The organism is Paenibacillus taichungensis, from assembly GCF_050994985.1.
Classification (GTDB): Bacteria; Bacillota; Bacilli; order Paenibacillales; family Paenibacillaceae; genus Paenibacillus; species Paenibacillus taichungensis.
On sequence record NZ_CP194720.1, the window covers coordinates 1,722,443 to 1,741,195 of the forward strand.

Annotated in this window: 19 protein-coding genes and 1 other annotated feature; of the genes, 11 read left to right on the forward strand and 8 right to left on the reverse strand. The window is 44.9% G+C overall.

What is annotated here, in order from left to right; all coding sequences use genetic code 11:
• Positions 1-135: 135 nt before the first annotated feature.
• Positions 136-1,263: an NADH:flavin oxidoreductase gene (locus tag ACR1R9_RS07975; RefSeq protein WP_433921385.1), complete on the reverse strand. Its 1,128-nt coding sequence runs from the start codon at positions 1,261-1,263 to the stop codon at positions 136-138.
• A 225-nt stretch (positions 1,264-1,488) separates the two neighbouring features.
• Between ACR1R9_RS07975 and ACR1R9_RS07980 the strand changes: the two genes are divergently transcribed.
• Complete coding sequence (locus ACR1R9_RS07980; RefSeq protein ID WP_310853466.1) at positions 1,489-2,073, forward strand: TetR/AcrR family transcriptional regulator; 585 nt, start codon at positions 1,489-1,491, stop codon at positions 2,071-2,073.
• Between the two features lie 148 nt (positions 2,074-2,221).
• On the opposite strand, the gene ACR1R9_RS07985 is transcribed toward ACR1R9_RS07980, so the two are convergent.
• Positions 2,222-3,475, reverse strand: coding sequence for a cytochrome P450 (locus ACR1R9_RS07985; RefSeq protein ID WP_433921384.1), 1,254 nt, complete (start codon positions 3,473-3,475; stop codon positions 2,222-2,224).
• Between the two features lie 97 nt (positions 3,476-3,572).
• On the opposite strand from ACR1R9_RS07985, the gene ACR1R9_RS07990 reads away from it, so the two are divergent.
• The 3 genes from ACR1R9_RS07990 to ACR1R9_RS08000 all read left to right on the forward strand — a co-directional run bounded on the left by ACR1R9_RS07990 (position 3,573) and on the right by ACR1R9_RS08000 (position 5,689).
• Entirely contained in the window at positions 3,573-4,730 is a 1,158-nt protein-coding gene (locus ACR1R9_RS07990; protein ID WP_433921383.1) for a YhgE/Pip domain-containing protein, read from the forward strand.
• A gap of 71 nt (positions 4,731-4,801) precedes the next feature.
• The gene (locus ACR1R9_RS07995; protein ID WP_175382394.1) at positions 4,802-5,347 is read left to right on the forward strand and encodes a PadR family transcriptional regulator; all 546 of its coding nucleotides are present in this window, start codon (positions 4,802-4,804) and stop codon (positions 5,345-5,347) included.
• A gap of 33 nt (positions 5,348-5,380) precedes the next feature.
• Positions 5,381-5,689 (forward strand): Dabb family protein, encoded by a 309-nt coding sequence (locus tag ACR1R9_RS08000; RefSeq protein WP_175382393.1) that lies wholly within the window; start codon positions 5,381-5,383, stop codon positions 5,687-5,689.
• Between the two features lie 110 nt (positions 5,690-5,799).
• Here the strand turns inward: ACR1R9_RS08000 and ACR1R9_RS08005 are convergent, their stop codons facing one another.
• Positions 5,800-6,861 carry an S-layer homology domain-containing protein gene (locus ACR1R9_RS08005; protein ID WP_433921382.1) on the reverse strand — a complete coding sequence of 354 codons (1,062 nt, stop codon included), beginning with the start codon at positions 6,859-6,861 and terminating at the stop codon, positions 5,800-5,802.
• 355 nt (positions 6,862-7,216) lie between these two features.
• Between ACR1R9_RS08005 and ACR1R9_RS08010 the strand changes: the two genes are divergently transcribed.
• Positions 7,217-8,533 carry a nucleobase:cation symporter-2 family protein gene (locus ACR1R9_RS08010; RefSeq protein WP_099858310.1) on the forward strand — a complete coding sequence of 439 codons (1,317 nt, stop codon included), beginning with the start codon at positions 7,217-7,219 and terminating at the stop codon, positions 8,531-8,533.
• 151 nt (positions 8,534-8,684) lie between these two features.
• Here ACR1R9_RS08010 and ACR1R9_RS08015 read toward each other — a convergent pair whose 3' ends face one another.
• Positions 8,685-9,125, reverse strand: coding sequence for a hypothetical protein (locus ACR1R9_RS08015; protein ID WP_076289070.1), 441 nt, complete (start codon positions 9,123-9,125; stop codon positions 8,685-8,687).
• Positions 9,126-9,351: 226 nt separating this feature from the next.
• On the opposite strand from ACR1R9_RS08015, the gene ACR1R9_RS08020 reads away from it, so the two are divergent.
• From ACR1R9_RS08020 to tyrS, 4 genes are all read left to right on the forward strand, one after another.
• Positions 9,352-10,821 carry a protein adenylyltransferase SelO gene (locus tag ACR1R9_RS08020; protein ID WP_433921381.1) on the forward strand — a complete coding sequence of 490 codons (1,470 nt, stop codon included), beginning with the start codon at positions 9,352-9,354 and terminating at the stop codon, positions 10,819-10,821.
• A gap of 48 nt (positions 10,822-10,869) precedes the next feature.
• Positions 10,870-11,346, forward strand: a complete 477-nt coding sequence (locus ACR1R9_RS08025) for an Imm63 family immunity protein (RefSeq protein ID WP_433956428.1) — start codon at positions 10,870-10,872, stop codon at positions 11,344-11,346.
• 5 nt (positions 11,347-11,351) lie between these two features.
• Positions 11,352-11,801 carry a DMP19 family protein gene (locus ACR1R9_RS08030; RefSeq protein WP_433921379.1) on the forward strand — a complete coding sequence of 150 codons (450 nt, stop codon included), beginning with the start codon at positions 11,352-11,354 and terminating at the stop codon, positions 11,799-11,801.
• Positions 11,802-11,900: 99 nt separating this feature from the next.
• Positions 11,901-12,122, forward strand: a binding site (T-box leader).
• 120 nt (positions 12,123-12,242) lie between these two features.
• Positions 12,243-13,502: a tyrosine--tRNA ligase gene (gene tyrS / locus ACR1R9_RS08035; protein WP_063563092.1), complete on the forward strand. Its 1,260-nt coding sequence runs from the start codon at positions 12,243-12,245 to the stop codon at positions 13,500-13,502.
• Positions 13,503-13,655: 153 nt separating this feature from the next.
• Here tyrS and ACR1R9_RS08040 read toward each other — a convergent pair whose 3' ends face one another.
• The 4 genes from ACR1R9_RS08040 to ACR1R9_RS08055 all read right to left on the reverse strand — a co-directional run bounded on the left by ACR1R9_RS08040 (position 13,656) and on the right by ACR1R9_RS08055 (position 15,859).
• On the reverse strand, positions 13,656-13,934 hold the full coding sequence (locus ACR1R9_RS08040; RefSeq protein WP_024630486.1) for a YxcD family protein: 279 nt from the start codon (positions 13,932-13,934) through the stop codon (positions 13,656-13,658).
• Positions 13,935-13,939: 5 nt separating this feature from the next.
• Positions 13,940-14,443: a hypothetical protein gene (locus ACR1R9_RS08045; protein ID WP_076289074.1), complete on the reverse strand. Its 504-nt coding sequence runs from the start codon at positions 14,441-14,443 to the stop codon at positions 13,940-13,942.
• A gap of 99 nt (positions 14,444-14,542) precedes the next feature.
• Complete coding sequence (locus ACR1R9_RS08050) at positions 14,543-15,109, reverse strand: PadR family transcriptional regulator (RefSeq protein ID WP_076289075.1); 567 nt, start codon at positions 15,107-15,109, stop codon at positions 14,543-14,545.
• A gap of 186 nt (positions 15,110-15,295) precedes the next feature.
• Entirely contained in the window at positions 15,296-15,859 is a 564-nt protein-coding gene (locus ACR1R9_RS08055; protein ID WP_063563089.1) for a beta-class carbonic anhydrase, read from the reverse strand.
• Positions 15,860-16,083: 224 nt separating this feature from the next.
• On the opposite strand from ACR1R9_RS08055, the gene ACR1R9_RS08060 reads away from it, so the two are divergent.
• Together ACR1R9_RS08060 and ACR1R9_RS08065 are read left to right on the forward strand one after the other, a co-directional pair.
• Positions 16,084-17,598, forward strand: coding sequence for a carboxypeptidase M32 (locus ACR1R9_RS08060; protein ID WP_326065657.1), 1,515 nt, complete (start codon positions 16,084-16,086; stop codon positions 17,596-17,598).
• A 146-nt stretch (positions 17,599-17,744) separates the two neighbouring features.
• Entirely contained in the window at positions 17,745-18,746 is a 1,002-nt protein-coding gene (locus ACR1R9_RS08065; RefSeq protein WP_076289077.1) for an ABC transporter substrate-binding protein, read from the forward strand.
• Positions 18,747-18,753: the final 7 nt, after the last annotated feature.

The window sequence follows — 18,753 nt, forward strand, 5'->3', positions numbered from 1 at the left end:
TTGCTCGCCTGTTTTGTGCACACATGTAAAAAAACCAAAATACCCGCTGTCCCTAACTAAATGGATGACGAGTATTTTGGTTCAATTATAGCTCATTCAACGGATAACAAATATGAATTCGGTCCTAAATTAATCTTATAGCAACGTAACAAGCGCTTCTGGCGAAAAGGCATGAATTTCATTCACGCGGCCATCACGGATCTTCACAGCCCATGCCGGATCCGCGAGAAGTGCGCGTCCAACGGCAACTAGATCAAATTCCTCCTGTTCCAACCGATGAAGAAGATCATCCAAATCCTTGTGTCCTGCACCTTTACCTTCCGTATAGAGACTGGTAAATTCATCATCCAGACCGACAGAGCCCACGGCTATCGTTGGTTTGCCTGTCAGTTTTTTCACCCAGCCGGCAAACCCAAGTTCCGAACCATCATATTCCGGCTCCCAGAAACGTCGTGTTGAGCAGTGGAATATATCGACGCCGGCCTCCACCAGCACATTCAGGAATAGCCCCAGCTTATCCGGTGAGTCCAGCGGTTTGACGTAATAATCACTCATTTTCCACTGCGACAAACGAATGGCAATCGGGTAATCAGGACCCACGGCAGCACGAATCGCTTGAATAAGTTCGGTAGCGAATTGCGTACGCTTGATAAGATCGCCGCCATAGCGGTCTGTCCGTTTATTTGTTCTGTCCCAGAAGAATTGGTCAATCAGGTAACCATGTGCTCCTTGAAGTTCGATGCCGTCAAACCCAAGCCGTTTGGCATGAACTGCTGCGTCAACAAAAGCTTGAATGATGTTGGTGATTTCTTCGTCTGTCATCGGTTCACCCGTCAGATTTCCCTCGAGATCAATACCCGACGGCCCAATGGACGGAGCTTCCGGATAAGGCTGTGATCCCACTGGACGAGCCATACCCATATGCCAAAGCTGAGGAAAAATCTTACCCCCGGCTTCATGGACTTGTCTGACGACTTCTGCCCAGCCGTTTAATGCTTCTTCGCCATGAAAACGGGGCACGCGTGGTTCGCTGGTTGCCGCCGGATGGTCAATAGTTACACCTTCGGTAATAATAAGTCCGACGCCATTTTCCGCACGTCTGCGATAATAAGCTGCTACATCGGAGCCCGGTACACCATCTGGTGAGAAAGCCCGACCCATAGCGGGCATAACGATACGAGACTGCAATGTTAAATGATGAATTGTATAAGGTTGAAACAGATTTTCCGTCAATTGAACTTGTTGCTGCTGACGATTACTCAAGTCAAACACCTCCATAATAGTGCACCTCCAAGCGGGGTACGAGTGCAATATTATCAATGGTGAAAGGCTGCATCAACCGACGATTTAACCAATGTGTTGCTTAAGCGAAGCCACCATAATAATGTCGGTTTAACCCTGGATTACTTGTTGACCTAACAGTAGCTATCTATAATAGAAGCATTGAGAAGTATGATTACAAGATCGATTAAAAGGGGTACTTTGTATATGTCAGGTGAGTTTTCTCCAAATCCCAATGATCCACGGGTGATCCGAACCCGTCAATTAATTCAGGATGCGTTTTTTTATCATTTGAATAAAAAGGATTTCTCAGCTATTACGGTTCAGGATATTACGCAAAAGGCGACGATTAACCGGGCCACATTTTATGCCCATTTTGCAGACAAATATGAACTGCTTGAATCCGTTTTGTCCTATGCTTTCCAAGAATATGTGCTCAAACAGATTAATGTAGGGGCACATTTGACAGAAGAGACCCTGAAGCAACTGGTGATCTCGTTATGTAATTATCATGATTCAAGCAACCAATGTATCAAGAAATATGAGTCCGTAGCGCCAATCTTTGAGGAAAACATTAAGGCTCAGTTAGAGAAGCTTGTTCTGGAGCTTGCCATGAGTCAAACAGATGGTGCGGAGCCACCCAAAACATTGGCGTATTTGGCAACGATGCTGAGCTGGTCTATCTATGGGGTGACGTATCGTTGGAATCTAGAGGAGAGGCAGGAATCCCCGGCTGAGTTGGCCGAGCGAGTGGTGCCGTTTATGATGAGTGGGACAGGTTTGTTGAATTAACGAACGGTAGAATGGAAGGATAAAGGTTATTTATAAAGAAAAGAGTAGAGAGAAAGAGCAGATGGGATCTGCTCTTTTTGTTTTGAGTGTATCCATAGAACTTAGAGTGAAAATTATCAATTTATAAATGAATTTACGTCAGATGTATTTACTTATACAACTTCATCGGAAGACTTGTTAAAGATTGTCCAGCCGCAGAAGGGATCAGGTTTTCCTCCAGATTGAATCCTTGCACGGGTTCAATGCTGGTGAACGTTTTTAGAAATGCGGTCAGTACAATTTTGGCCTCTAGACGGGCCAGAGGAGCCCCCAGACAGAAGTGAGTACCAAAACCAAACGCAAGCTGTTTATTATTGTTTGAACGATGAACATTCAAGGTGAACGGATCTTCGAACATATTCTCATCCATATTGGCTGCACTCATCCACGCTACGATAGCGTCTCCCTTTTTCAGTTTAACTCCGAGCAGATCGTTATCTTCTTTGACCATACGGTCCATTTTGCTGATGTGAAACCTGTATCTCAGCATTTCCTCTACCGCGGCTGGGACAAGCTCAAGGTTATCCCTGAGTTCGGCATACAGTTCCGGTTGGTCATATAGAAGGGCATAGAACGAGTTGGCCAGCAGGTTGCTTGTAGTTTCTATGCCAGCGCCCAGAATAAACATGGTGGTTCGCACAATCTCTTCATCTGTAAAGTGCTCGCCATCGAGCTCAACCTGGATCAGGTCTGATATGATATCTTCTCCCAGATTGGATCTTTTGGACACAACGAAGGGATACAAGTACTTGAAGTATTCCTCCCCGGCAATCTTTTTCATTTCGTTAATTTGATCAAAAGTGGCATCGGTAGTAGGCATAAACATAGTGTCCACCCAATCTTTGAACAAATGACGATCTTTGGAAGGGATGCCGAGCAGGTCAGACATGATAATGACAGGAAACATGCTCGTATAAGCTTCAACAATGTCCACTTCCGATTGACCTTCAAATTCTCTGATCAGCTCTTCGGCCACTGCCTCTATTCTCGGTTCCCAGAGCTTGAGACTTCTGGGTGTAAATGCACTTGCCAGCAATGATCTCCGCTTGCGATGTTCCGGCGGATCTACATTGTGAATATCCAGCTTGTCCGGCATATGATGCTCACTGTCCGCACCTTTTTCTTCGCTTGAATATCCCACATTAACAATTGATCTTTTTCTCACACTGGAGAAATGCTCGTGATCATTAAGCACGGTTTTGACAAAATCATACCTGAATACATGCCAGGAATCGGTCTCTTCATTGTAGATGACGGGTTCCTGATTCAACATGCTGCGATACCAACGGTAGGGACTGAATTCTTCTTCTTTCGATTGGAAATTCGTAATTTCTGACAGAGAAATAATAGAGCTCTTCGTCATTCTTTTCGCCTCCTTGGTTGGTCTCATTGACAAATATAACAAATAAGAGTACTTTAATTCAAGTAGTTTAAATTGAGAAAACAAGGTGGAATAGAGAGTGAAGAACATACTGAAGCATGGCGGAGTCAAGGCAGGCATATTCATGATCGTTTTTTATCAAATTGTAATGTTGACCGTTTTTATGTCGGGGTATAGCGCAATCCCCAAAAATGTAACGAATCTTACGGTTGCCATTGTCAACGAGGACCAGCAGTCCGGTATCGAATTTGTGCAAAAGTTGCAAGAACAATTGCCATTTAAGGTAGTTACCAACGAATCATTAGAACAGGCGAAGACGGGGCTGGAAGACCGGGATATTCATATGATCATACGTATACCAGGTGATTTTACGGAGAAACTGTCTGAACAGGATGGTAAAGCTCAGTTACAGTACCTGATTAATGAATCGAACCCAACAACAATCACGAGCTCCATGAAAAATGTTGCAGCTGAAATCACCGCGCAGATGGGTGCACAGGTTCAGGCACAGAGCTTCGAGGGTGTGCTGAGCAGTATGCAGGTTCCTGCAGAGCAATCGAAACAGATTGTGGAATCCACTATGGGCAAAGTGTCATCTGACATTGTTCTGAGCAACCCGCAACCAGCAGGCATGCAGAATCAGATGGCACCGATGTTCATCACCATGGCGCTCTATGTTGGAGCCATGATCTATGCGATGCAAAGCATTGGCGGAATGAAGCAACTGCAAGGACAGATGGGGAAATGGAGAGCATTCTTTGCAATGCGAGGTACGAACCTGCTTGTTTCCATCCTTGCTCCACTCGTAGGGATCGGCATTTATTTTATGGTGCAGGGGTATGGCGTGGAAGTATTCTTGAAAATGTGGATGGTACACAGTTTACAGCTGTTTGTGTCAATTGAGTTCACCAGCATCTTTATCATGCTTCTCGGTCAAGGCGGAATGCTGATCAATATGATATTTGTACTCAGCCAATCTATTGCAAACGGGACGTCCATGTCACCGGAGATGATGCCAGGATATTTCAAATTCGTGAGTCACATCACACCGATGTTCTATTCAACGCATCTGGATTATAATATTCTCTTCGGCGGAGGGAAGACGGTAGAATATGCGGTTGGACTGGCATTGGTGGGCTTGGGAGCCTTTGTTATCAATACGGCCATTCATCATTTCAAAAAAGCCAAGCAAATCGATACCGTACAAGAACCTGTACAACAGCCCGTTATGATATAAAATAGAAGTTATGAGGGTAGGCGATCAGGAAGAAGCTGTACCCTTGGAAGAGCAGAATGGGGGCAGTCACAATGTCGATTCAAATATTTATACTCGGTGCACTAAGTGAAGGGAATTATTATCCCTATGATATTAAGAAGCGAATTGGTAAACATCTGGATCAAACGGATGCCAAGATTACCGAGGGCACCATTTATTATAATTTTGAAGTGTTGCTGAAGAAGGGTCTTATCGAGAAGGTAGAAACAATCCAGACTGAAAATCGACCGGACAAAACGACATATGGAATTACCGAAAAAGGACGTCATTCCCTGGAAGAGAGCATATATAAGGTGTTCCAGAAGTTTACGAACGTACAGTCCTTATACGCTGCGTTGGTCCATTTGGATAAGGTGGATAATCAGAAGATTGCTTACTTGATTGAGGATATTATTGAGAAAATGAATAAGAGGCTGGAATACATTGATTCTCATACACCTCAGGAGATTGATCTTCAGGAGGATTTGAAAGATGCATTGTTCTTGATGAGAGATCATGCCTACCACTCGATACAGAGTGATGTGCTCTGGCTTCAAAAGTTGCTGCATCATGTTCAGCGCAGAGTATTAAAAAGCTAAATAACTGGTTACAGGAATGAGGAGGAGCAGGTAATGTATGAACACTTGGTTGTATTCAAATTGAACGATAAAATTACTACGGTCAAACAGCAGGAATTGGTAGCTCAATTACTCGCGTTACAGGAACAGATTCCTGGAATTGTGGATCTCACCGCAGGCATTAATGTAACCGAGGAGACCGATCATATTCAGGGCTTCACACTTGGCCTGAGAGTGACATTTGAAGATCAGGAAGCGCTGCGTGCTTATGGTCCACATCCTGCTCATCAGGCATTTGTAACCTCCCTGAATGAGTGGGTGGACAATGTGATTGTTGTCGATTATCCGATCCCCTCAAGATGAGGGGCTTGGAATCACTGATTGCCTGAAATAGCTGTTTAATGGTTTATTGAAATAACAAAAAGCACTGAACCCGGTTCAGTGCTTTTTGTTATTTATCAGTGTTTCTGATGTTATCCCTCATAAGGTAAAACCGCGTAGATTTTCCAGGTGTTATCATCCATTTTCTTGAGCCTATACAACCCGTCTAATGAAATGGTTTCTTCGTTTAGGTCCTTACCTGCATTGATGCTCGTTTTAATTTTGCCGCCATTCGCTTCCAATACGGCATATTGATTGGAGCGCTCCACAATGGAGAAAACAGGTTTGGAGATCCATTCAATATCTAGCTGGGTTTGCTCATTCAGAGCGGATGTCAAATCATCAAGTGAAGTGAGATTAAAGGAGAGCTGATAACCGGTGTAATATGTAGCATAGATATCAGAAACTTGATCGTAGCTGTGTTCAGACATAGCCGTAATCTCCTGTTCGGTTGCGTTGGAAGCCAGAGCTATCAGTTTAGTTGTATCAGGGAGCTGGGTTTGTTCCAAACGTAAAGCCCGCTCTAGCATGACAACCGATTGAGCGCGAGTGGCTTTTGCAAACGGTTGAAACGTGGTGGTCGTCATACCCGAAACGATCCCTGTTTGGCTTGCTTTTGCAATGGCCGAGGCTGCGTAATAGTTGGGGACATCCTTAAAGGTTTTGGCAGAGCCTTCAAATTGGATGGAGCTGGAGAAAGTCCGTACAACCATAACTGCAATATCTCCGCGGGTGATAGGGAGATCTGGACCAAATTCAGTACTGGATATGCCTCCAACTACGCCAAGTGAACTAGCGATCCGGACCGCATGGGCATACCATTTGCCTGCGTTCACATCATTAAAGGCTTTCCCTTGAGCAGTGCTATGTAGCCCTGCCGCCTGTACAAGAATAGAAACAAATTCTGCACGGGTAATGGGATGATTGGGCTTGAGAGCCACTTCGCCAGTACTTAGGGGATACCCGTTTAGTAAATCAGCATTAACGAAGTTGTCAAGGGTATCGTATGCCCAGTGATCGTCAATGTCTGTTGGATAGTATAAGTCCAACGATTTGTAGGAATCGGCAGCAGCAGCCTTATTCCAAGGACAGGCTAGTAACACTAAAAGCATGGTTAAGTAAAATAGGGTGATACCTTTAAAATTTTGTCTCATCTAGGAAGTTCCTCCCGAATTTCTCAAATTTGCCGTTAATCATCATAACAGAGATCAAGAGATTGATCTAAAGGAAATCTTTACTACTAAATCGTGACGTGTAATTATCCTTAGCGAAGAAGTATGAAGAGTGCAACGTTATTCAACCTTTGTTGTTATATTAACTGACATGTAATAGATCGGGTTATGTGTTGATTTTGTATAATGCGCATAAAAAGACTGAATCTATTTATGTTTTGTAACAATTCCGTAACATGAATCATGGAACTTGAAGCAATTGTTTATATAATGTGAATCAACATAACATGATTTTTGCAGCGGTAAAGTGATTCTAAATTACAGGGGGCAGGTAGGGATGAGAGAAACCAAGAGAATGAGGATTTTTTCACTGGGAATTCAGCACGTATTGGCGATGTATGCCGGGGCCATTTTGGTTCCGCTGCTTGTGGGAAGGGCGTTAAACCTGACTGCAGAACAATTGGCGTACCTGGTATCGATTGACCTGTTAACCTGTGGTATCGCGACATGGCTTCAAGCACGTAAAGGGAAGTATTTGGGGATAGGCTTGCCAGCAGTTCTTGGAAGCTCATTTGTTGCTGTGACTCCGATGATTGCGATTGGATCACAATATGGAATTCCAGCCATTTACGGTTCCATCATAGCAGCAGGAATATTCATCGTTATATGTGCTGTCTTCTTTAGTAAAATCGTCAAACTGTTTCCTCCCGTAGTGATTGGAACAGTCGTAACCATTATTGGTCTGGCGTTGATTCCAACAGGTATCAAAAACATGGCAGGCGGAGCAAACAGCGAAAATTTCGGAAGCTTAGACAATCTGGCTCTCTCATTCGGGGTACTGCTCTTCATTCTGGTGCTGAATCGATATGCTCGCGGCTTTGTCAAATCCCTCGCAGTTCTCCTCGGTATTATTGTGGGTACTCTCGTCGCTGCCCTCATGGGAAAAGTAAATTTCAGCTCTGTTCAGGAGGCATCCTGGTTTCATTTGCCCCAGCCCTTCTACTTTGGATGGCCAACCTTCGAAATCGGCCCCATTATTACAATGATCATTGTAGGTACGGTAGTTATCATTGAATCAACAGGTGTATTTATGGCTTTGAGTAAAATCTGTGATCAACCGATCAACGAAAAGGATCTGGCACGAGGATATCGCGCAGAAGGTCTAGCGTTTGTGCTTGGTGGAATCTTCAATGCTTTTCCGTACAACACATTTGCCCAGAATGTCGGTTTGGTTCAGCTTTCCAAAGTGAAAACGACCAATGTGGTTGTTGCTGCCGGGGGTATTCTGGTTTTTCTCGGACTCATCCCCAAAGTTGCGGCATTCGCAACGATTATTCCCAGCGCGGTACTCGGCGGGGCAACAGTGGTTCTGTTCGGCATGGTGGTCTCATCTGGGATTAAAATGCTGCAACATGTGGATTTCAGCAAGCAATCCAATCTGTTAATCGTTGCTTGTTCGGTCTCACTCGGTCTTGGTGTCACGGCTGTGCCTGATCTGTTTGCCCAGCTGCCTCAAAGTATCCGCATTATTGTTGGTGATGGTATTATCACAGGCAGTCTATGCGCCATTCTGCTCAATATCTTCTTTAACCTCGGATTTAAAAAGGAGAGTCTGCCCGTACAGCCTGTACAGGCTCAAGAAGCACATACGTAAGATTGTTTTGTTAACTTGCATGCGATCTGAATAAATTGAACAGACCCAAGATGGTAATCATTGAGGTGGAATGATCGGAATGACTCCCCCTTACGAATAAACCTCTTGGGTTTTTATATTGGGTTGAACTGTGGAGTACGAGTGGCTGGTTTTATTCAACATACCCCGGAAGCTTTTCACCTGTGATTAGTTCGAAAAGCTTGGCAGATTTCTCCTTAGTTAATTGAACATAGGTAGGCTTGCTTTCAATGATGATTTCAACCTGATCCTGATGGGGACTGATCCAGAGATTATAGATGTCACTTTTATCTGAGGAAGTTGTATTCTTTTTCTCAAAAAAGAATTTATAATCCGGAGGCCGTACCATATCCGCTATAATGTGGTTCGATCGAATAGAGCGGGTGATGCTCCTAATGGCATGCACCTGTGCTGGATCGGTAATTTTTCTATACAGAGTGTATTGATTGGAGTTCTCAACCGGTTGTTGAACGATAACCTGATTTCCCTTTGATTGTATGTTGTCCGCTGAACACCCGGTAAGGCACATGAACAAAAGTGTCATACAGCCAATCACATAGATATATTTTCTCAATCTGATCCCCCCCCTTGAAACTTAAACGGTGCCTCGGGTATGAAAGTTACAGCAGGATGAATGCAAAAGGGATATAAATATGCTAAAGTTTCATCATGAACATGCTACATGTTCTTCCCGTTGAATTTCCATGCGACTACATAAATGAGCATTGGTTCACAAGGCTAAAATAAAACGAAGAGATATCCTGATATCGCTTGGTTACAGAAAAGGAGTTGTGATCACCATGCAACAAGAAACGTTGAAAAAAGGCTGGCATTTTGACAATAGTTATGGACGTTTGCCACAGACCTTTTTTACAAATCAGGGTGCGGCACCTGTTCAAACACCGAAATTGATCATCTTCAATACATTGCTTGCAGCCAGCCTGGGGCTGAATGTTGAGGCTCTCAACAGCGATGAAGGAGCTGAGGTGTTTGCAGGTAACCTGATTCCGGAAGGTGCCGAGCCTCTGGCTCAGGCCTATGCAGGTCATCAGTTCGGCAATTTTAACATGCTTGGTGATGGACGGGCTTTGCTGCTGGGAGAACAGATCACGCCACAAGGCGAGCGAGTGGATATCCAGCTTAAGGGTTCGGGAAGAACCCCATATTCTCGCGGAGGCGATGGACGTGCTGCTGTTGGGCCAATGCTGCGTGAATATATTATTAGTGAAGCGATGTATGCACTGGGTATTCCAACAACGCGAAGTCTGGCGGTTGTATCTACTGGAGAAAACATTACACGCGAAACAGAGCGACCTGGTGCAATCCTGACTCGGGTGGCTTCAAGTCATTTACGTGTAGCAACCTTCCAATACGCAGCCAGATGGGGATCGATTGATGAGCTCAGAGCATTGGCTGACTATACACTGAAACGGCATTTTCCCGATATTGCCGAAGCCGATAATCGCTATCTCCAGTTACTTCAGGAAGTCATTCGTCGACAGGCTTCACTTATCGCTAAGTGGCAACAGGTTGGTTTTATTCATGGCGTAATGAATACAGATAATATGGCCATCAGTGGTGAAACCATCGATTATGGGCCGTGTGCGTTTATGGATGCCTACAATCCAGCGACGGTATTTAGCTCCATTGATACGCAAGGTCGGTATGCATATGGAAATCAACCGTATATTGGCGGCTGGAATCTGGCTCGGTTTGCCGAAACGCTTCTGCCACTGCTGAATGAGGACGAAGAACAGGCTGTACAAATTGCTCAGGATGCCATTGCACAATTCTCCGAATTGTATCATCATCACTGGCTCTCGGGAATGCGGAGCAAACTGGGCTTGTTTAATGAAGAGGCTGAGGATGAAGTGTTAATCAGAGATCTTCTTGAATTGATGGAGAAGCATAGTGCAGATTACACGAATACGTTTCTCGCACTAACCTTTGATACGCTCAACGGAGCTCCCTTGTTCGACACTTCAGAGTTTGCAGAATGGAATGAGCGTCGCCAGGCAAGATTAGGCAGACAGCAGGAAGGGAAAGAAGAATCGCAGCAATTGATGAAGTCTAACAACCCGGCGGTGATTCCTCGTAATCATCGGGTGGAAGAAGCACTGGACCGAGCAGAACATCACGGAGATCTTAGTGTGATGGAGAAACTTCTAGCTGTTCTTTCCAACCCGTTTGAACATTCTACCGAACAGGCTGAGTACGCGGAACTGCCTACGCAGTGCGATACCTCCTACCGGACTTTCTGTGGGACCTGATTGAAAACTTGTTATGAAGAGGCTGCCATTGGCAGCTTTTTCATTATCATGTCAAAAGGAGATTTTATGTCCAACATACTAAGCAAACCAGAGATTGCAAAAACTCTTTTTCAGTTGCTTGAGCGGACATCCTTCCGCAGGCAGCAGATAGAGAACGATGTTAACCGCTTGTTTGAGAGCTTTAAAGGGGAAGGTGTTCCATATGTAGAGAGTGAAAATGATGCATATATAGTTCGTATATACGAGCGTGGCATGATCATGTTGGAAAAAAGAATGGAACAGACGGAAGAAGTGATCTATTGGCTGCTGGAGGATATCATTTTTACGGCAGCGCATGTGGAATTGCTGAAACGATATGGTGTGGATAACAAACAGACACATTTGAATTACACAAACGCAGTGATGCAAGAATTGACCCAAAGTGTTGAGAAGGCTTTCCAACAGCTTGGAGATCCTTACTTGTATTGGCATCAGACGGGTAAACGGCAAGATCTGGAGAGGCTGGAACCAAGAAAAGAGAGGTGATTGACATGAGTGAACAGGATATTAATGATGTGTGGTATGAATATGCGTTAACCTTTGTGGGGAAAAAGAATGAATCCGCTCAGGGCTGGGCTGCGTTAACAACGAATGAACAGGAAATTGCTGCTTTATGGCTGCTAGAGGTGGACGTCTTTAACGGTGGTTTTGTTCAATTTTTCTGCAACTGGGGCGAAGAGGCATACCTATACGCATTGCAGGCATTACATACCATTGGTGCGACTCAAGTAATGGACATCATAAAGTCAGCATATGGCTGCATTAAGCATTTGGGAGAGGATGAAAGACTTGCTGAACTGTGGGATATTCCTAAGTTTCTAACAATAGAGGAGGAGCAACATCTTGATGCGCTGGATCAGCAATTTTGGAACAATGAAGATCAGATTGCAGGAAAGGCATATGCATATTATCACGGGAAGTTGAACATGATGTCTTTATAAGTTTGGCGTAGGCACTCTTCTGTTGCTCTATATAAAGATTAAATACTTGGCCTTGCAATGATATTAACGTTCGGCTATACTGGCTATAAATTGAATACATGAATTACGTTGATAGAGCGCAGTAGCGGCTTTGTCCCTGTTACAGAAAGTCAGGGGTTGATGGAACCTGATACATACAAGGGCTGCGAATTACACTCTGGAGTACTTGGGTAATGCCAAGCGGAATGGCAAACGATATTATGCTGAAAGCGGTATGGACAACGTGTGAGTTGTTGTCTGTGCAAGTTGGGTGGTACCACGGTTATGATAATCGTCCCTTATGTCTATTGAAGACAAGGCGGCGATTTTTTTGTGTCCAAAAAAGCCTCGCCCGGCTTAGCTCCTTGTGAATTAACGTAGATCATGGCCTAATACCAATGCATAGAGAAGGGGTTGTTTGTTTTGAATATTATTGATGAACTGGAATGGCGCGACGCCATTAATCAACAGACAGATGCGGAGGGTCTGCGTGAGCTGACCGAGACCACGTCGGTTTCATTGTACTGCGGGGTTGACCCTACAGGAGACAGCATGCACATCGGACATTTGATTCCGTTCATGATGCTGAAACGTTTCCAACTCGCTGGGCACCGTCCAGTCATTCTGATTGGTGGGGCAACAGGGACTATTGGTGATCCAAGTGGTCGTCAATCGGAACGTTCCCTTCAAACGTTGGAAGAGGTACAGGCCAATGTGGACGCTCTGACTGCACAAATGAAAAAGCTTTTCGTAACGGATGGTGACAATCAGGTACGTATGGTCAACAACTACGACTGGACACACAAAATCAATGTGATTGAATTTTTGCGTGACTACGGTAAAAACTTTAACCTCAACACAATGCTGGCTAAAGATGTAGTTGCGAGCAGACTGGAAGACGGAATTTCATTTACCGAGTTTTCGTACCAGATTCTCCAATCGCTCGATTATCTGCACCTGTTCCAACATGAGGATGTACAGCTGCAAATCGGCGGTTCCGATCAATGGGGCAATATTACAAGTGGTCTGGACCTGATCCGTAAAAAAGAAGGGCCAGAAGCAAAAGCTTACGGTCTGACAATCCCACTTATGCTTAAATCTGACGGAACGAAATTCGGTAAATCCGCAGGAGGGTCCATCTGGCTGGATGCGAATAAAACGACTCCATTCGAATTCTACCAGTTCTGGGCGAACACGGATGACCGTGATGTCATCAAATACCTGAAATACTTCACGTTCCTCAGCAAAGAGGAGATTGAAGCTTTGGCTGAAAAGGTAGAAACGGAGCCGCACAAGCGTGAAGCACAAAAGGCACTCGCTGAAGAAATGACGAAATTTGTTCACGGCGACGATATGTTGGAGCAGGCGAAACGCATTACCGCAGCACTCTTCAGCGGAGACATTCGTTCCCTCACAGCCGACGAAATCGAGCAGGGCTTTAAAGAAATGCCGACCTTCGAAACCGATGGTGAAGCAAAAAATATTGTAGACTGGCTCGTGGATCTTGGCCTGGAGCCATCTAAACGTCAGGCGCGTGAGGATGTCACCAAAGGGGCTATCTCCATGAATGGTGAGAAAGTGACGGAGCTTGAGTTCACGGTCTCTGCAGAGCACGCAATCGGCGGTAAATTCATCATTATCCGCAAAGGCAAGAAAAACTACAGTCTGGTGAAATTGAAGTAGCCATAGGATTACAGTATGAATCTTGGGAAGTTAGATACAAAGGTTTCATCTTCCCAAGGAACACAAAAAAAGGACCGTCTCCAATCATGTCAATGACATCATGGAGACGGTCCTTTTTATATTCCATCCGCAAATGGCTTATTAGTTATTCATTTATTGATTCACAATCGCTGTGATCTCTTCATCCAGATCCAGTCTTACATTCTCACGGTAAGCCCGAATGTCGTATTCACTGTGCAGGTAGCGCAGGATCGCTTCAATCATGTTGGATTCGACCAGATACTGACTGCGGCCTTGAATCCAGACTTCTGCGGAATATCCCGTATCTTCTTCCCAGCTCAGTTCCACATTGACATCGGTTGGGCGAACACCCTTGCGTTCAGCCATGTGAATACAGATCGCGTTTACAATTTCATCCATGCTTAGAACCATAGAGATTAGTACCGTCCGTTTCTGTTACGGTCATCATCATCACGATCATTACGGCGGTCATAACGACCATCTGCTGCTGGTTTACGGCGATTTGTAATGGCTCTGAACAGGGCCATCGCGAGCATCACGATCAGCATGATTGCAGCTACGTTTACGAGCAATCCAAGAATGTTACCCAGAGCGCCCATGCCACCGAACAATCCGCCGAACATCATACCAGCAAGACCGCCCAGCATCATACCTTTCATAAATCCACCGCCACCGCCGAAGAATCCGCCACGGTTCGTTGTAGCTGCTCCATTGGAGTTGTTATTCGTATTAGATTTGCTCACATTACTGTTGGAATCGGATTTCTTAGGTGTGTTGGTATAGCTTTTTGTTCCTGATTTGAAACCGCCACCACGTCTAGCATCAGCAGAATCCGGATTCGCGACTCCGACTGTTGCAAACAACAATGTAAAGGCCATGAAAACCATCATGAGATGTTTAATTCCGAATTTTTTCTTCATTGTAAAGATCGTAACCCCCCGATTAATTTGTTTGATTCGCCCAAAAATGGGCCTTACTCAAGTAATACGGTCAATTTACAGGAACGTTTCAAATTTTGTTTAATTTTCTGAAATACTTGGACAAGGGTCCTGAATTGCCGCTTGACCATCGAGTAGTTGGGTTACCCAGTTACACCATTCGATGCCTGTTTGCGCGTTCATTAACCCTTTTTGTACCAGAATGTAACTTCCGAATTCCCGACTGCCTACTCGCAAATTATCCTGAGGTATACGGGATTTCAAATCCTCGAAATAACGGATGCGTTCCAAAAACCAGTTTTTGCGCTCATTCAGAATGCGTCTCATGCTTCCATCTTCCGCAATGCCGACACATAAAATACGCAGATTGAACTCGTCACGCGTAACCGGAGCGGTAACGGGAGTGATCATCCATCCCAGCAGTTTTTCAATACCTTTTTCCGTGACTGCATACATTTTTTTGTCCGGTTTGTCAGACTGTTGCACCCAGCGGGAGGCTAAAAGCTCATCGTTTTCCATTTTGGAGAGGAGCGGATAGATCTGACTGTGTTTAGCCTGCCAATGGGGCTGGATCTTCAGCATTAGATCATAACCTGATGACTCCTCGCGGGTAAGAAGCCCGAGCAATCCGTAGGAAAGTATGTTCATGCACATGTCTCCTTAATATTAGGGCTGGGCCAGCAAAAACAATGTAAATTGCTTTCTTTGACCGCTTTCATAAAAGTGTACACTGAAACTGTATGGTTTGACAACCTGACAGAACAACTGCCTCAATTTAGACAAAAAAAGAGTGCGGACCCTGAGGTCCGCACCCAAAACCATTTAGAGAGATGTCTATTGCCCATACCCATCTGCGACAAGATCAAGTTCACCTGTGTAGGAGTCGATGACCATGCCGTGAACGGGTACAGTAGGTGGAAGCAATGGATGTTTCTTGATCACTTCCACAGTATGTTTTACCCCTTCTTCAACGCTGTCAAACCCGCGTAGCCACTTTTGTAAACGTATGCCGGAGTTCTCCAGTGTGCTCATGACTTCTTCAGATACACCCCGTTCAACCATATGTCCAATCATGGTCTCTGCGTGTAGGGAAGCCATACCGCATTCCGTGTGTCCAACAACCAATACTTCGTCGGCACCAAGCTCATAGATGGCGACGAGAACACTACGCATAACAGACCCGAAAGGTTGAGAAATGATTGCGCCAGCGTTTTTGATGATTTTCACATCGCCGTTCTTCAGGTTCATGGCCTTGGGCAGCATTTCCACCAGACGAGTGTCCATACAAGTGATGATGACCATCTTTTTGGTTGGAAACTTGCCTGCCGTATACTTTTCGTATTCTTTAGTCTCGACAAATGATTTGTTGTAAGCCAGAATCTCTTGAATGTTGTTCATGTCTATTGCCTCCTGTTATCCAATACGATGAGCACGGCCACTTGCATCAAATGCAGCTTGTCCTACGCCCTTTGGTTTTTTATTATACCACGGTCAGCAAATTGCATTATTCCTCGGATTGGAGGAATAATGCAATTTGCATCTGTTAAAAGTTGATTATACGCATTGCAAAAAGTATCATCAATAGGGAAACCAACATTTTTTTGAAGAGGTGAACGTTAACAATGGAACAACACACGCAGCAACAGCTGGAATCCTTCCGTAATCTCGCTCGCAAAATCAAGAGTTATCATGAAGCCATTGGTTTGCTTCACTGGGATTTGCGCACAGGTGCGCCCAAAAAAGGTGTCCCGACACGTTCGGAAACACTGGGAATGCTGTCAACCGAAGCATTCAAACTGCAAACCTCAGCCGAGATGAAATCCTACCTGGATACATTAACAAATCCAGCCGTACTGGAACAGCTGGAAGATATCGACCGTCGTCAGGTGGAAGATTGCCAGAAAGAATATAATCGCAGTCAGTCCGTACCACCAGAAAAAGTACAAGCGTATACCGTACTTACCGCCAAATCAGAGACGGCTTGGGAAGATGCTAAGCATAACAGTGATTTTGCGGGTTTTTCGCCCTACCTCACCGATATTGTGAAGCTCAAACAAGAGTTCATTGACTACTGGGGTGTGAAAGATACTCGTTATGATACCCTTCTGGACATGTATGAGCCGGAACTGACTGTAGAAAAGGTGGATGCGGTATTTGCCCGTCTCAAAGCCCGTTTGGTTCCGCTGCAAGAGAAGATCAATGCTTCGGCGAACAAGCCGAACACGGAGTTTCTGAACCAGCTGTTTGACAAGGATCAACAGGAGAAATTCAGTCTGTTTATTCTGGGACAAATGGGTTATGACTTTGAAGCAGGAAGACTTGATGAGAGTGTTCATCCGTTCGCAACGGGCCTGAATCCAGGTGATGTGCGGATCACGACGAATTATTTGCAGGATGATGTGACGAGTGCAGTCTTCAGTTCACTCCACGAAGGCGGACACGCCCTGTATGAGCAAAATATTGACGACAACCTGGCTGGTACTCTTCTTGCGGAAGGAACGTCCATGGGTATCCACGAATCCCAGTCGCGTCTTTGGGAAAATATGATTGGTCGCAGTCTTCCATTCTGGACGCGTTATTATAAAGATTTGCAACAGCACTTCCCTCAATTAAACGAGGTTGAGCTGGAAGACTTTTATCGGGCGATTAACCGGGTTGAAAGCTCTCTGATTCGGATTGAAGCTGATGAGCTGACGTACAATCTGCACATCATCATTCGTTATGAAATTGAGAAAATGCTGTTTAACGAAGGTCTGGAAGTCAAGGACCTGCCGGAGACCTGGAATGCAAAATACAAGGAATATCTCGGCGTTGTGCCACCAAATGATGGTGTGGGTGTGCTTCAGGACGTTCATTGGTCGGGTGGTGACTTTGGTTACTTTGCATCATACTCGCTCGGCAATATGTATGCTGCACAGATTCTACATACACTGCGCAAAGAAATGCCGGAGTTCGATGCCCATATTGCTGAAGGTAACCTGATCCCCATTAAGGAATGGTTGACTGACAAAATTTATCGTTACGGCAAAAGCCGTACACCTTCTGAACTGATTGTGGCCGTAACAGGTGAAGAGCTGAATCCGGACTATTTGGCTGATTATCTGGAAGCGAAATATGCCGAGATTTACAAGCTGTAAACAGCTATAACATCATTATCCAATTTTTGAAGAGCGGGGCATCATTGCCCGGCTCTTCTTTTGCATGCAAGTTCTTAACCTTTTGCTGGGCATCAGCATATCAATAATAGAGAGAACAGCTGAAACCAGTGAAGGAGGGAAATATCATGAAATACACGCCCTGGTTCATCCGGGCCATCGTCATTTTGCTCATTATCATCGTGGCTCTCACCAGCTGCAATAAAGATAAGGATGAAACCAAAATTACGATCGGTGAGGTCACACGTTCTGTTTTTTACGCACCTGAATATGTGGCCGTGGCCCAAGGTTTTTTTGAGGAACAGGGGCTTGAAGTGGACATTCAAACGACGGCTGGTGGAGACAAAACGATGGCTGCACTGCTTGCAGGCTCAGTAGACATCGCGTTGGTCGGAGCTGAGACGTCTATTTATGTCTATCAACAAGGCGCAGAAGATCCGGTCATTAACTTTGCCCAGCTTACACAGACGGACGGAACGTTTCTGTTTGCCCGCGATCCCGAAGGCGACTTCAATTGGGATCAATTGAAACAGAGTACATTCCTTGGACAAAGAAAAGGCGGCATGCCTCAAATGGCAGGTGAATTCACACTGAAAAAACATGGCATTGATCCGCAGAATGATTTGGAATTAATTCAAAATGTGGATTTTGCCAACATCGCTTCTGCATTTGCTTCAGGTACGGGGGATTATGTGCAGCTGTTTGAACCTCAGGCTTCCATCTTTGAGAAAGAGGGTCGCGGCAAGGTTGTGGCCTCGTTTGGAACGGAAAGTGGCCATCTGCCTTATACGGTCTTCATGACTAAACAAAGTTACATCAACGACAACAAGGACATCGTTCAGAAGTTCACTAACGGCTTGCACAAAGCACAAGCATGGGTGGATTCCCATACCGCTGAAGAGATCGCTGAAGTCATCAAACCTTATTTCAAAGATATCGATCCAGCCATTCTGGTAAGCAGTGTGAACCGTTACAAAGAACAGGGCACATATGCAACCGATCCAATCATTGATGAGGACGAATGGAATAACTTGCTGGACGTCATGAGCGCAGCGGGAGAACTGAAACAACGTGTGGACTCTCCAACGATTGTCGATAATTCCTATGCAGAACAAGCAACAACGAAGTAACCAGGTA

Excerpts from the sequence above, each read along its gene's own strand:
- ACR1R9_RS07980 (WP_310853466.1), top strand. The coding sequence starts at position 1,489 with ATGTCAGGTGAGTTTTCTCCAAATCCCAATGATCCACGGGTGATCCGA.
- ACR1R9_RS07985 (WP_433921384.1), bottom strand. The coding sequence starts at position 3,475 with ATGACGAAGAGCTCTATTATTTCTCTGTCAGAAATTACGAATTTCCAA.
- ACR1R9_RS07995 (WP_175382394.1), top strand. The coding sequence starts at position 4,802 with ATGTCGATTCAAATATTTATACTCGGTGCACTAAGTGAAGGGAATTAT.
- ACR1R9_RS08000 (WP_175382393.1), top strand. The coding sequence starts at position 5,381 with ATGTATGAACACTTGGTTGTATTCAAATTGAACGATAAAATTACTACG.
- ACR1R9_RS08005 (WP_433921382.1), bottom strand. The coding sequence starts at position 6,861 with ATGAGACAAAATTTTAAAGGTATCACCCTATTTTACTTAACCATGCTT.
- ACR1R9_RS08010 (WP_099858310.1), top strand. The coding sequence starts at position 7,217 with ATGAGAGAAACCAAGAGAATGAGGATTTTTTCACTGGGAATTCAGCAC.
- ACR1R9_RS08020 (WP_433921381.1), top strand. The coding sequence starts at position 9,352 with ATGCAACAAGAAACGTTGAAAAAAGGCTGGCATTTTGACAATAGTTAT.
- ACR1R9_RS08025 (WP_433956428.1), top strand. The coding sequence starts at position 10,870 with ATGTCAAAAGGAGATTTTATGTCCAACATACTAAGCAAACCAGAGATT.
- ACR1R9_RS08030 (WP_433921379.1), top strand. The coding sequence starts at position 11,352 with ATGAGTGAACAGGATATTAATGATGTGTGGTATGAATATGCGTTAACC.
- ACR1R9_RS08040 (WP_024630486.1), bottom strand. The coding sequence starts at position 13,934 with ATGGTTCTAAGCATGGATGAAATTGTAAACGCGATCTGTATTCACATG.
- ACR1R9_RS08045 (WP_076289074.1), bottom strand. The coding sequence starts at position 14,443 with ATGAAGAAAAAATTCGGAATTAAACATCTCATGATGGTTTTCATGGCC.
- ACR1R9_RS08050 (WP_076289075.1), bottom strand. The coding sequence starts at position 15,109 with ATGAACATACTTTCCTACGGATTGCTCGGGCTTCTTACCCGCGAGGAG.
- ACR1R9_RS08055 (WP_063563089.1), bottom strand. The coding sequence starts at position 15,859 with ATGAACAACATTCAAGAGATTCTGGCTTACAACAAATCATTTGTCGAG.
- ACR1R9_RS08060 (WP_326065657.1), top strand. The coding sequence starts at position 16,084 with ATGGAACAACACACGCAGCAACAGCTGGAATCCTTCCGTAATCTCGCT.
- ACR1R9_RS08065 (WP_076289077.1), top strand. The coding sequence starts at position 17,745 with ATGAAATACACGCCCTGGTTCATCCGGGCCATCGTCATTTTGCTCATT.